Below are 11,912 nucleotides of genomic sequence, written 5' to 3'. Positions count from 1 at the left end.
GATTTTCTCCGCTTCCTCTAAGGAAATTTCAACTTTGAACATCGATTTTAAAGCCGATTCAATGGGAATGATGAAGCCTTTTGTATTACCTCCATCATCTTCTGTCATCCCACCCTCCGATGTCATCCCAGTGCTTGACACTGGGATCCAGTCCTTTAGCACAAAAAACGTTGTAAAGTAACTTGGTTGGATCCCAGTGTCAGCTACTCTGATGACAAGACAGGTTTCAATATTTGCATGCATCTGGACAGATACAAATATTGCAATTAAAAGCATTAGACAGGCAGTAAAGGTCTTGATATTATAGTAATAATTTGGAAGGGTGGCCGAGCGGCTGAAGGCGGCGGTTTGCTAAACCGTTATACGATTGAAAAGTCGTATCGAGGGTTCGAATCCCTCTCCTTCCGTATATTATTGTTTAGGTATTCATTACAGTAATTTCACCCTCTTTTTTAATTATTAAAAAGTTAGCTAGCGTTTATTCAGTATTTATTATAGAATTAGTTATTAGCTAAATAATTTTATATGCATAAAATACTAATTTTGATATTAATAATGCTGCCGCTTAGGTTACTTGCAACTGAGATTGAAATTGTTGCAGATGTAAATGGTGAGCCAATTTCAAATTTAGATATCGAAAGACGTATAAACTTCATAAATTCATTGCTTGGCACTCAGAAGATTAATCAAAAAGAGGTAAAATCTCAAATTCTAAGACAGTTAATAGACGAAATTATCATTGTCAGCGAAGCACAGAAGATGAATATAGAATTGAGTAACGAGGAGTTAAATAATGCTGTCACGTTATTCTTAACTCAAAGTTTAAAACTTAAGGCTGATGAAGTTGATCAATACGTAAAAAAGCATAATATAGATCTCAATAACCTAAAAAAACAAATAAATTGTCAGCTGCTGTGGAACAAGATTATTGAAGTAGGAGTTGTACCGCTTATTAATATCAGCGATCAAGAAGTGGATGATGCAAGAAAGCAAAAAGAGAAGTCTGATTACCTTATTACGTTTCAGGAGTTCATAATTCCCGATCAGAAGATAGCTGAAGACTTAGTAAAAAAATTACGTACCAGTAATAATCCAGAATCTTCAATAAAGATGCGCAAAGCAACAGTTAATTTAAGTCAGCTAAAAGGTACTCTCAAGGACGTTTTGGAAAGATTAGAAATCAGTGATGTAGCAGGTCCGGTTAGTTTAAGCGAAGGTTACTCTGTTATAAAAGTCATAGATAAGGTACAGCTCGATCATACACTGCTGAAAAGTACTTTAAAACTGAAACAGGTTGTAGTTGAAGGTTCAGAAAGTTTACTCTCTAGTTTTAAGGAGCAAAAGGTCAGTTGTTTAAATTTTGACAAGTTAGCAGATGATTTCAAGTTGCCAAGCGTAAAAGAGTTTGAAATAAAAATGCGAAATTTAAATCCTGATTTACAGATTTTATTTAGTAAAACAAATATGAATGAAATAGTAGAATTAAGAGAAAATAGCACTGCAAAGTTGATGATGTTATGTGATATCAAAAATAATGCAATGGATATAGAAGCAATCAAACAGGAAATGTATCAACAAAAGATTATGATACAAAGCAACCTGTTATTGGATAATATGCGTAAAAATGCAGCTGTTAGTTATCAGTTTAATTGAAGTTAGAGAGGTTTTCTACTCCATAAAAAGTTTATGAAGAATATAATGCTCATTGGCGGTGGAGTTGGAAATGCAGTGTTATTTTCGATAGGGAAGGCATGTCTTGAAAACAATCATAAGGTTTTATATTTCGCTGGCTATAAAAAATTAAGTGATGTATTTAAACGAGCACTGATAGAACGTGCATCAAGTGCAGTAATTTGGGCATGTGAAGAAGGATTGATAGAAACAAGCAGAGAACAGGATAAATCCTTTCATGGTAATATAGTTGATGCAATAATCTCATATCAGCAAGGAAAGTTAGGTAAAATTACTATTAGTTTAAACACTATAGATAAAATCATCACTATTGGTTCTGATAAAATGATGAAAGCTATAAATGAAGCTAGAAAAACAATTTTAAAGCCATATCTAAAACCAAAACACATAGCAATATCATCAGTTAACTCTCCTATGCAGTGCATGATGAAAGAAATCTGCGCTCAATGTATTCAGCAACACATAAATAAGGAAACAGGAGAAATAAGTTTTGTTTATAGTTGCAGTAATCAAGACCAGGATATGGAGCTTGTTGACTTTGATTTTTTAAGTGAGCGCTTGAAGCAAAATAGTTTACAAGAAAAGCTCACTGCAAAATGGATAGAACATGTTCAAAGACACTAAACAGCACAAAGAGGAACTAAGGAAGCAATATAGAACCATAAGAAAAGATGTTGATGAAAGTTATTCCAGTTATGCAGCAAGTTCCCTTATTAATCTCTTTAATCAGAACTTAAGCTACGTTAAAGGTAAAACAATAGCAGCGTACATTCCAACAGACGGAGAAATTAATGTTGTGCCTTTGATGCATCGTTTACTCGATTTAGATTATAAAGTAGCAGTCCCTAATAAAAACAAGTTATTAAAATTTGAGGAATGGAATAAAGCAGATGAAGATATAATCCCCGATACAATCATTACTCCTGTTATTGCTTTTGATGATCATTTTAATAGGTTAGGTTTTGGCGGTGGTTGGTATGATGAAATGATAAAAAAATTACGGCCACTTGGAAAAATATTTATAGGTGTAGCCTATGAGAAGCAATATTGTAAAAATTTACCTGTGGAAAAACACGATCAAAAATTGGATATTATAATTACTGAGATGTGTGTTAGACTTGAAAGCAGGTTGCTCAAGAAAACGGATAGAAAGGAGTAGCATAGTCTACCTCTTTCTGATAGTAATTGCTTATCTGTTTAGATGCATGCAAATATTGAAACCTGTCTTGTCATCAGAGTAGCTGACACTGGGATCCAACTAAGTTACTTTACAACGTTTTTTGCACAAAAGGACTGGATTCTAGCGTCACGCGCTAGAATGACATCAACTTTTGAATTCCAGTTATGCAAGAAATCTATTCATTTGAAACTTGTTTGAGAAACGTAGCTATAAAAACCGCAGGTACCAGTTGGTTTTTATTAGCTAAAGTAAAGGTCAAATATCTGGAATTCTGGACATAAAATCCCCCTGTAAAAAAGATTAGAAAAAAATGCAGCGCACATATGACAGAAATTAAGTATACACTGAAGAGGATACGCTACATTTTTTTTATGAGTTTAATAAAAAAAGTCTGCAGACGGAGATAGATTTTTGAGCTCAATAAATATCTCTATTTGTAATTATAATGAGATTGAAAATATGCGGAAGTAATTTTTTGTGTCCGATTAGCAGGGTGACAAAATAAGATAGACAGATACATTAAAACGCTCTTCAAATGTATCAATTCACTCCTTTCCTTTCTTCACTAACTCGTTCAGAACTTGGATTCTTCACTTCAGAATTTGGCTCCATTTGTTTAACTTTATCACCAACTATTTTTTCCACTTTCTCTATTTTATTATTACCACTGTCCATAATTGCATGTAGAAAATTTTTCATCAAATCTAGCAATTTCTGCATATCTTCCTCATGAGTACTGAGGCCTTTTTCCAGAAATCTGATCATATCAGCTTCTGAAAAATTTTGAATAGTTCCATTCTTTACTAACTCTTGTATAGCAGATCGCTGCTCTTCATTTCGGAGCATTTCTATTATTTTTACTTTATTATTAAGAATTGTTCTTTCTTCGTCATTAGCTTTAAGACCCTGTTTTGTCAAATTGCTTATTAACTTTCCAAAATTATTCTCTCTTGGTTGAATCGTAGGTAATTTATCGATCACATCTTTCACAAAACTTTTCACTTCTTTTCCTGCTTTCATCGCTCCTTCTTTTATCTCACCTCTATGCTGATATATAGCATAACCAATAGCAGCTATAGCAACTAGTGCTACAAACCCTACTAATGCTGCTCCGCCAACAATTAATGCACCAGTCACTCCCCCTATTGCTAATGTACCTGCTAGTGCACCTGTTAGTGTTGTAACTGCTGCTCCACTTATCAATCCTTGAGCTAACAGTTGATTGCCTAAAGTTTCAAGCTCTTTCTCCATGCCTTTTACTTTATTTACTTGCTCCAAAAATTCTTTTGATTCAACTTTGTTTTTCTCAAAATCCTCCAATATAAGACCTATTACACTCCCAAAAACATCTTTCCTTTTTATCAGAAATTCACTGATATCTGATTTGTCAGAAGTTTCACCTTTCTTTTTAAAGCCATCTATTATTAGTAGACTATTCAATTTTTGTAACAAATCCTCTTTTCCAATAATATATTCCACTACACTTTCAATTAACTTCTCGGAAATAGCTGAGTTTGCTGCACCACCTTGTACCATATTCAATTCCCATCAATTATAAATATGCCTAATTATATATACTAATTATTAATTATATTATAATTGACATAAAATAATTACTCCTTTCCAAATATGGAATTTGTATTACAATACCTAGATTATATGAAATCAAGGTATTTTATGGGTGAGAAAAAATTAAGAGCTGCTGTGGTGTTATCAGGATGCGGCCACCTCGACGGCACAGAGGTGAGAGAAGCAGTTTTAAGTTTGCTTGTGCTTGATCAGCAGGAAGTGGATGTTAAATGTTTTGCACCTGATATCAATATCACACAAGTTATGGATCACAAAACAAAAGAGGCGGTAAAAGAAAAAAGGAATGTACTTGTAGAAGCAGCAAGAATCGCAAGAGGTGAGATATATGACCTAAGAGAAGCTAAAGCTGAAAATTTTGACATGCTAGTCGTACCTGGTGGATATGGAGTTGCGAAAAATTTATCTGACTTAGCTGAAAATAAAACAGTAATGCCTGAGTTTGAAAGATTAGTCTCAGAGTTCTTTGTTGCAAAAAAGCCAATAGGAACTATATGTATATCTCCAGCCATTATTGTTTTAATTTTAAGTAGCAAAATAGGTAAAGAAGAAAGTAAGATTAAGGTAACTATAGGAGACGACAAAGACCAGTTGATAGAGAAGCTCGGCGGCGAACATATAACATGCGATACAAAGCTATCAATAGAAGACGAAAAGCATAATATATTTTCCTGCTCTGCTTATATGCGTAGTGATGAAAGTACACACTCTGTATATCAAGGAATAAAACACATGATTGACAGTATGGTGAAAAAAATTAATAAAAAAACCAAACAACCATTTCTCTAAAGTGTAGTTTCTTATACAATTAATTATGTCTGTTGCATTATTGTTGTAGCCAAAGTAATCTGTAATTGCTTATTAATGATAAGCTATATTTAGTATGTAAGTTTAGTTCTTTTTTTTATAGATATAAATATGTCAGATCTTTTTTATATTGAAAGTGAGTGTTGTGTAGATGGTCAGTGTGATACTTATGCAGGAGAAGTGAGTATTAATGATGTCATGTTGGGCAAGTTTAGTCTAAATTCACACAGTGGGAAAAAAGCCATGGTAAATATAGACATCGTTACATTCGATATCCATATTGCTATGGATGGCCAAGATGGAAAGACAATAAAAAGAGACCTCAAGAGTCCTGAATTTACAATTAAAGATGACGGTTCCTGGTATATTAACAAGAGTCTTGGTAGTGATAAATTTGAAATTATAGTAAAGCAGTCATGATATGAAACATAGTGAGCGGAGCTTACTTTTTAGCAATGTTTACATACTTACTTAAAAAATGGAGATTATCTTAGCTGAACCACGCGGTTTCTGTGCAGGGGTTAAAAGAGCTGTAGACATATTAGCAATCACTTTAGAGAAATACAAAAATGAACGCCAAGTTTATGTACTACACGAAATCGTTCATAATAAATATATAGTAGAGGGCTTTAAGAAACAAGGAGTGGTTTTTGTAAGCAGCATAGAAGACATTAAAGACAATAGAGGAATATTGATCTTCAGTGCACATGGAGTGTCGAAAAGTATAGAGGATGAGGCAAAAAGAAAGGGTGTTCAAGTGATTGATGCAACATGTCCATTAGTTAGCAAAGTACATAAAGAGGCAAAAAGGTATGAGGATAGTGGTAAAGAATTAATTCTAATTGGACATGAAAATCATCCAGAAGTGAAAGGAATTATAGGAAGAGTAAGTAATCCTATATCTCTAGTGCAAACTATGCAAGACGTATACAATTTACAAATCAAAGATCCAGATAATTTATCTTATGTAACACAAACCACGTTAAGTATTGACGATACCAAAGAAATTATTGCTACACTGAAGCTCAGATTTCCAAGCATTACAGGCCCCGACTTAAAAGATATATGCTATGCAACACAAAATAGGCAGAACGCTGTTAAAAAATTGGCTAAAATTACAGACGTAGTGTTAATTGTAGGAAGCAAAAACAGTTCAAATTCAAACCGTTTATTAGACCTGTGCATTTCCACAGGAAAAAGAGCCTATTTGATTGATAATTATAAATGTATGAACAAAAATTGGTTGCAGGGCGCAGAAAAAATAGGAATTACTGCAGGTGCTTCTGCTCCTGATATATTAGTTGATGAGCTAGTAAATTACTTAAAAATAAATATGAATACAAAAGTTTCAGTCATGCCAGATGGATTCACTGAAAATGTTCAGTTCAAGTATACTAAATGGTAATGTGCAACAACGTGCGTCAAATCAAGTCTTTAGCTCAATTCAATTTTCAGTCTGTTGGAGAATAAAATATCAAGCTGAGATATAATTAATCCTCGTTTGTCAGGTTAAGTTGTGTCTAGCACAAATATAAAAAACCTTCATCATACAAAAGGGTTAATATTACTACTAATTTTATCAAAAACTTATAATATAAGTAATATTGTCATCTAATGTTTAATGAATTTCAATAAATTACCTTTTTAATTCTAGATGAGTATACACTTTGTTAATATGTTTGGGTCAAAACCCAAAAGTAAGTTTATGCTTTCTATAGGAAAAGAAGGCACAATGTTACTATATTTTAAAAATGATACTTTAAATAAAAGATATTTTGCTAAGGACAAAAATAATAAAGCTGTTTCTGACTTAATTTCATGTCTTTCATCAGATAAAAAAGCACCCTTATATCTGGTTCTCAATCACACTGATCAGAACTATTTGCTACAGTCTATCCCAAGAGTAAATAGGATTAGTGCTTATCTATCAGCAAAAACAAAAGTAGAGCATTTTGCTCATAATAACGATATAAATTCTATTCTCTTGGTCGAAAAGCCGAATAAATTTAATCAAAACTGGTGGTATCTATTTGTTTCATCAAAAGCAAATCATTTAATAGAATATTGGTTGGACGTGTTTGTTGAAATAGGCTCTAACTTTAAAGGAATATTAATGTTTCCTATAGAACTAGTCAGTATAGCAAAAAAGATTCTACACAAAGATCCTAGTAACTGGAAAATTATAGTTGCTGCAACTAAAACAGGTGGCTATAGACAAGTGGTTCTTAAAGAGAACAAAATGATATTTACACGTTTAATACCATTTACTAATGATAATTTACCAGGAATCATTGCTGGTGAAATATATCAGGAAGTGAAAAATACAATTCAATCTTTAACTAAGTTTGGATTTGAAAAAAATGACCCTGTCGACCTCTGCATTATAGTATCAGAAGCTATTAAATCTAGTTTATCAGTTATAAATTTTTCAGAGAATAGTGTGAACATATTGACTCCATATGAGCTGGGTAAACTATTGGGGGCAGAATTAGCTATAAGCGAAAAAGATAGCTTTTGTGATACTACAATTTTGTTTCACAGCTTTAAGAATAAGCCAATAAATATTTTTAACACAAAAGAAACTAAAGAATTTTATCTATTTAATTATCTTTATTTAAATTCTCCTCAAATTTTTCTATACCTACTCTTGGTTTTAGTTGTAATTAACGCCTTTTGTTTGCAAAATTTGTATTCAAATTTTAATGTTGCTGATAATTTATCTGCAACGCGGAGTGCTTTAAATAACAAACTAATAAAACTTAGCCAAATCTATAATGTAAAAAAGATAGATGAAGTTTACGATTTTATTAATATAAATAATATTTTATCAAAAATAGAGTACTCTCCCCTTACACAAATTAAGTATGCAGAAAAGTTAAAAGTACCAGGTGTAGAGCTTCAATCGTTTGAGTGGAATTATAATGAGGCAAAAAGTTATATTACCACAACTTTAAGGTTTAATTTTCAATCTGGTAAAGACATTTCTTATCAATACGAGAAACTACAGAAAAATTTAAACGATAATTTCCGTACTCATGATATTAGTATCTCTAGCTTACCTACTACTAAAGAGAAAAATCTATCTATTGATGTTGAAATAGGAGAGGCAATGTAGATTGATGACTATCTCTCAACTAAAAAGAAAAGCTACAATTCAGTGCATATATTACTTATTGTTATCTATTGTATTAATAGGGTTATCAACGTGTTTTATTATCTATAACAAAAAGGTTTATAATAAAAATCAAACTGCAGCTGAGGAAATACGCTCTATTAATTTACAGATCATTGAAATTCAAAAGAAAGAAGTCGTTCTAAATAAAAACCTAGATTTATGGAAAAGAATTTCTTCTTCAAACTTACATAGTAGCAGATACATTACAAATTTAAATTTTGAGCTTAACAAGCTATATAAAAAACACTACATGTTAGAACCTGAAATATCAATTTCTATACCTGAAGAAGCTGAACTCCACAATAAAAGTGAACATACAAAAGTAATAAGAAGTGAAGTGGTTCTAAGTTTAAGCTCAATTAGCGATAAGCATATTTTTTTATTTCTACAGTCTATTCCAAATCTTCCTGGTTATGTTATGATCAGATCTCTTACCTTGAATAAGCAGAGAAATATAGATGCTAAAGTTATAAACCAGATTTTAAGTGGTAATATGATAGAGATAGTGAGAGCTAGTATAGTTTTTGATTGGTATACCATATTAAGTAGATGAATATAAAGTTGTTTTTTATTTTTACGCTGCTGTTTTTTAATGTTAGTGCATATTGCAATTGCGAAGATCTTGTAGAAAATATAGGGATTTGTAAAAAATATTCTTGCCAACAGCATATTAGTAATGAAGATTTTATTGAGCATAAAATATTAGGGTTAAATAGTGAAAATTTATGTGTATATATAGAAAGACAAGGCAATGATGAAATGGTCTGTCATCATTCTAATGATGGAATGATTATAGAAAAGAAGTACTTAAAAAGTATTTTAAAAGTTGGAAATCAAGAAATAAATGACTTCATTGATATAGCAAATTTGCGTGCGAAGGAGTGTTTTTTTATCAACAATTATTATATAGATCGAGACGATATAATAAAAGAGGCAGCAGAGAGTACTTTATCGCAATATGGTAGCATAAAAAGCATTTTTTTTGATGAAGAGCAGGTTAATAGAATAGTTAGTGAGATGGAAAAGTTTAACTTACAGTCTTCAGGAGTTACAGAGGAAGAAAATTTCAATTGTAAAGTAGTCAGTTTAGATTCAATTTTATACTTTTCCCCCGATACATGGAAAATATGGGTAAATGGAAAGTTGTTTATAAATACTAAGGATTTAAAAGTGCACTCAGTAACTGAAAATTATGTAACTTTTTCATGGGCTGTAAACCAAAAGATAACAAAAGAACGGATAAGCAATTCTAAAAATGTACATTTTGGACATGGAGGTATTATGTTTACGCTTTATCCAGAACAAAAATTTGATTTAGATAGTTTATCTATTAAATAATCTAATACATCTGCGCTTGTAGCTCAGTTGGATAGAGCGTTGCCCTCCGGAGGCAAAGGTCGTGGGTTCGAATCCCTCCAAGCGCGTTTTTAATTAAATTTGACAATAATACTCTCACATAAGATAATAAAGAGATTTATTTTAAAGCATAATTATGTCTAGTGGTACTATAAATAAAGTCATATTAGTTGGTAATTTAGGAAAAGATCCTGAAATTAGGACTACACAAAATGGAAAAGAGATGGCAAGTTTTTCGATAGCCACATCTGAAAGTTGGACTGACAAATTTTCTGGTACGCGCTCTGAAAAGACAGAATGGCATAATATTGTAATTTTTAGTGAAGGATTAGTAAAAATTGTTAAGGATTTTGCGCGCAAAGGTAGTAAAGTTTACGTTGAAGGTTCTCTGAGAACTAGAAAATGGACTGACCAAAATGGTAGTGAAAGGTATACGACAGAGGTGGTGCTATATAACTTTAATAGTGCCCTTACCCTTTTAGATTCACGAAACAGTATGTCAAACTCTGATTACAAGCCAAGTGAATACAAACAAAATGAAACAGAACAAAAAGATAAACACGGAAGTTTTGACAACGATATAAAAGACGAACTAATCGATGATGAAATACCATTTTAATAACTTCAATTGAAATCTACATTTTTATGGACTGCTTGTGTTACTCCTTTTAATTGCAGTGGAGATAGTATAGATTACCAAAGCTTGCAGCGTTTACTAACAATGCAAGCTGAAGCTGAAAATGGTTTAGTGTTGCTAGGTAGCACAGGTGAAAGCTTATCACTTACTGATTCTGAAAAGCGCACATTAGTTGAATTTGTATGTGAGCTAAAATTAAATACGAAAATTATAATTGGTGTACCAGGAGTGAATCTATATCAGACTCTTGAATGGCTTGATTTTTGCAAGGGTATGCCTATTCATGGCTATCTAATGACAACTCCCATTTATGCAAAGCCTGGAATCATGGGGCAAACTTTATGGTTTGAAAAGCTGCTTGAAAAAGCACATGTGCCAGCCATGCTTTACAATATTCCATCAAGAGCAGGAGTGAGTCTTCACGCTGAAACTGTACGCAACTTATCCAGCCACGAAAAATTTTGGGCTATCAAAGATTCAAGTGGCACCGTTGATACTTTAACTCAGTATAAGAAAGTTGCACCAAATATTGAGGTCTTTTGCGGAGATGATAATATGATACCCGATATGGCTGCTAAGGGTGCGGCTGGTCTGGTTTCTGTTGCTGCCAATGTTTGGCCACGTGTAGTACATGAATATGTTAAGCAATGCATGAGTGGCGAGAACCCTCAGGCAGACAGTTGGCAACAAGCTTGCAAAACTCTATTTACTGCCAGCAATCCAATACCTACTAAAGCACTCTTGCATGACATTGGGCTTATAGAACACAAAACTGTTCGTCTACCACTAAGCACAGAAGACTTGCCTTCTATTGAAACATTGAGGCAAGCTAATAAAATGATTCTTGGATGGGAAAATCAACTAGCTATGCAGGATTAGGAATTAAGCTGATAATTCAATTATACTTAACACAAAAAAATGGGCTAAATCCTCTTCAAAAACTTCTATCTATCGTCTCTTAAAATACTCTCCTGCACACATCCCCATCAACAATTTTCACATCACTATCAACTGAGCTACCTGGCTGTTTATTTCCTTTGTATATCTCCCCATCAACGGAACTACCTGGCTGTCTATTTCCTTCTGGAAAAAAGCACTCAATTGCTTTATCAATTAAGAAACTTAAAGGAATACAAGCAATCACACTCACTACAAAAGTTAAAGCACCTATAGCTGCGGGTGATGTAAAACCAAGAGCAACTAGTCCTGCTCCAACTCCAAAAAAAACACCAATAATACTGATAGTATTTGCATAATTTTTAATTTTATATTCAGCGCTGTTGCTATATTCTCTCAAAATTTGTTCATGTTCTTTGGACATGCCTTCTGGTATATCGTTGAGATGGTGCGACCTGAAAGTCTTCGGTCATATTGTTTAAAAGGAGAGGAATTCATTCAGAAAGAAACTGAAAGGATTCTAAAACTTATTAAACCAGATGTTTTGCCGTCTGAGTCTACGCATCAGTGCGAATCGGGCA

At 32.8% G+C, this 11,912-nt stretch carries 13 protein-coding genes, 2 tRNA genes and 1 pseudogene; 13 read left to right on the top strand and 3 right to left on the bottom strand.

Going from position 1 to position 11,912, the window contains the following annotated elements; all coding sequences use genetic code 11:
* A pseudogene (locus ACJ5GX_RS02200) lies at window positions 1-243 on the bottom strand (hypothetical protein); the annotation flags it as partial.
* Between the two features lie 73 nt (window positions 244-316).
* Between ACJ5GX_RS02200 and ACJ5GX_RS02195 the strand changes: the two are divergent.
* The 4 genes from ACJ5GX_RS02195 (at window position 317) to ACJ5GX_RS02180 (ending at window position 2,851) form a co-directional block, all read left to right on the top strand.
* Window positions 317-407: transfer RNA gene (locus tag ACJ5GX_RS02195), tRNA-Ser, on the top strand.
* A 118-nt stretch (window positions 408-525) separates the two neighbouring features.
* A complete protein-coding gene (locus ACJ5GX_RS02190; protein ID WP_495292652.1) occupies window positions 526-1,653 on the top strand; it encodes a SurA N-terminal domain-containing protein in 1,128 nt (375 codons plus the stop codon).
* A 33-nt stretch (window positions 1,654-1,686) separates the two neighbouring features.
* Window positions 1,687-2,316: a ferredoxin reductase domain-containing protein gene (locus tag ACJ5GX_RS02185; protein ID WP_019236782.1), complete on the top strand. Its 630-nt coding sequence runs from the start codon at window positions 1,687-1,689 to the stop codon at window positions 2,314-2,316.
* Window positions 2,300-2,851 carry a 5-formyltetrahydrofolate cyclo-ligase gene (locus tag ACJ5GX_RS02180; protein WP_019236783.1) on the top strand — a complete coding sequence of 184 codons (552 nt, stop codon included), beginning with the start codon at window positions 2,300-2,302 and terminating at the stop codon, window positions 2,849-2,851. The genes ACJ5GX_RS02185 and ACJ5GX_RS02180 overlap by 17 nt, the downstream gene beginning before the upstream one ends.
* Window positions 2,852-3,412: 561 nt before the next feature.
* Here the strand turns inward: ACJ5GX_RS02180 and ACJ5GX_RS02175 are convergent.
* Window positions 3,413-4,408, bottom strand: coding sequence for a glycine zipper family protein (locus ACJ5GX_RS02175; RefSeq protein ID WP_230609282.1), 996 nt, complete (start codon window positions 4,406-4,408; stop codon window positions 3,413-3,415).
* A 141-nt stretch (window positions 4,409-4,549) separates the two neighbouring features.
* Between ACJ5GX_RS02175 and elbB the strand changes: the two genes are divergently transcribed.
* The 9 genes from elbB (at window position 4,550) to dapA (ending at window position 11,313) form a co-directional block, all read left to right on the top strand.
* On the top strand, window positions 4,550-5,248 hold the full coding sequence (elbB, locus tag ACJ5GX_RS02170; RefSeq protein WP_007302219.1) for an isoprenoid biosynthesis glyoxalase ElbB: 699 nt from the start codon (window positions 4,550-4,552) through the stop codon (window positions 5,246-5,248).
* Between the two features lie 129 nt (window positions 5,249-5,377).
* On the top strand, window positions 5,378-5,686 hold the full coding sequence (locus tag ACJ5GX_RS02165) for a hypothetical protein (RefSeq protein ID WP_052264887.1): 309 nt from the start codon (window positions 5,378-5,380) through the stop codon (window positions 5,684-5,686).
* A gap of 58 nt (window positions 5,687-5,744) precedes the next feature.
* On the top strand, window positions 5,745-6,671 hold the full coding sequence (ispH, locus tag ACJ5GX_RS02160; RefSeq protein ID WP_007302221.1) for a 4-hydroxy-3-methylbut-2-enyl diphosphate reductase: 927 nt from the start codon (window positions 5,745-5,747) through the stop codon (window positions 6,669-6,671).
* A 270-nt stretch (window positions 6,672-6,941) separates the two neighbouring features.
* Window positions 6,942-8,381, top strand: a complete 1,440-nt coding sequence (locus tag ACJ5GX_RS02155) for a hypothetical protein (RefSeq protein ID WP_179943893.1) — start codon at window positions 6,942-6,944, stop codon at window positions 8,379-8,381.
* Window positions 8,382-8,385: 4 nt separating this feature from the next.
* A complete protein-coding gene (locus ACJ5GX_RS02150) occupies window positions 8,386-8,994 on the top strand; it encodes a hypothetical protein (protein ID WP_010406999.1) in 609 nt (202 codons plus the stop codon).
* Window positions 8,991-9,779 (top strand): hypothetical protein, encoded by a 789-nt coding sequence (locus tag ACJ5GX_RS02145; RefSeq protein WP_052264933.1) that lies wholly within the window; start codon window positions 8,991-8,993, stop codon window positions 9,777-9,779. The genes ACJ5GX_RS02150 and ACJ5GX_RS02145 overlap by 4 nt, the downstream gene beginning before the upstream one ends.
* A 12-nt stretch (window positions 9,780-9,791) precedes the next feature.
* Window positions 9,792-9,865 (top strand) — tRNA-Arg (locus ACJ5GX_RS02140).
* Window positions 9,866-9,933: 68 nt separating this feature from the next.
* Entirely contained in the window at window positions 9,934-10,416 is a 483-nt protein-coding gene (gene ssb, locus ACJ5GX_RS02135) for a single-stranded DNA-binding protein (RefSeq protein ID WP_006014313.1), read from the top strand.
* A 9-nt stretch (window positions 10,417-10,425) separates the two neighbouring features.
* On the top strand, window positions 10,426-11,313 hold the full coding sequence (dapA, locus tag ACJ5GX_RS02130; protein ID WP_052264932.1) for a 4-hydroxy-tetrahydrodipicolinate synthase: 888 nt from the start codon (window positions 10,426-10,428) through the stop codon (window positions 11,311-11,313).
* A gap of 79 nt (window positions 11,314-11,392) precedes the next feature.
* Here the strand turns inward: dapA and ACJ5GX_RS02125 are convergent, their stop codons facing one another.
* Complete coding sequence (locus ACJ5GX_RS02125; protein ID WP_265017897.1) at window positions 11,393-11,755, bottom strand: hypothetical protein; 363 nt, start codon at window positions 11,753-11,755, stop codon at window positions 11,393-11,395.
* Between the last annotated feature and the right edge of the window lie 157 nt (window positions 11,756-11,912).

This window comes from Wolbachia endosymbiont of Tuta absoluta (assembly GCF_059414725.1).
The sequence above is the reverse complement of the archived record's forward strand: the minus strand, read 5'-3'. Positions and strand labels throughout refer to the sequence as shown.

Bases quoted from the DNA above. Each gene is read 5' to 3' on its own strand.
- ACJ5GX_RS02190 (WP_495292652.1), top strand. From the start codon at position 526: ATGCATAAAATACTAATTTTGATATTAATAATGCTGCCGCTTAGGTTA.
- ACJ5GX_RS02185 (WP_019236782.1), top strand. From the start codon at position 1,687: ATGAAGAATATAATGCTCATTGGCGGTGGAGTTGGAAATGCAGTGTTA.
- ACJ5GX_RS02180 (WP_019236783.1), top strand. From the start codon at position 2,300: ATGTTCAAAGACACTAAACAGCACAAAGAGGAACTAAGGAAGCAATAT.
- ACJ5GX_RS02175 (WP_230609282.1), bottom strand. From the start codon at position 4,408: ATGGTACAAGGTGGTGCAGCAAACTCAGCTATTTCCGAGAAGTTAATT.
- elbB (WP_007302219.1), top strand. From the start codon at position 4,550: ATGGGTGAGAAAAAATTAAGAGCTGCTGTGGTGTTATCAGGATGCGGC.
- ACJ5GX_RS02165 (WP_052264887.1), top strand. From the start codon at position 5,378: ATGTCAGATCTTTTTTATATTGAAAGTGAGTGTTGTGTAGATGGTCAG.
- ispH (WP_007302221.1), top strand. From the start codon at position 5,745: ATGGAGATTATCTTAGCTGAACCACGCGGTTTCTGTGCAGGGGTTAAA.
- ACJ5GX_RS02155 (WP_179943893.1), top strand. From the start codon at position 6,942: ATGTTTGGGTCAAAACCCAAAAGTAAGTTTATGCTTTCTATAGGAAAA.
- ACJ5GX_RS02150 (WP_010406999.1), top strand. From the start codon at position 8,386: ATGACTATCTCTCAACTAAAAAGAAAAGCTACAATTCAGTGCATATAT.
- ACJ5GX_RS02145 (WP_052264933.1), top strand. From the start codon at position 8,991: ATGAATATAAAGTTGTTTTTTATTTTTACGCTGCTGTTTTTTAATGTT.
- ssb (WP_006014313.1), top strand. From the start codon at position 9,934: ATGTCTAGTGGTACTATAAATAAAGTCATATTAGTTGGTAATTTAGGA.
- ACJ5GX_RS02125 (WP_265017897.1), bottom strand. From the start codon at position 11,755: ATGTCCAAAGAACATGAACAAATTTTGAGAGAATATAGCAACAGCGCT.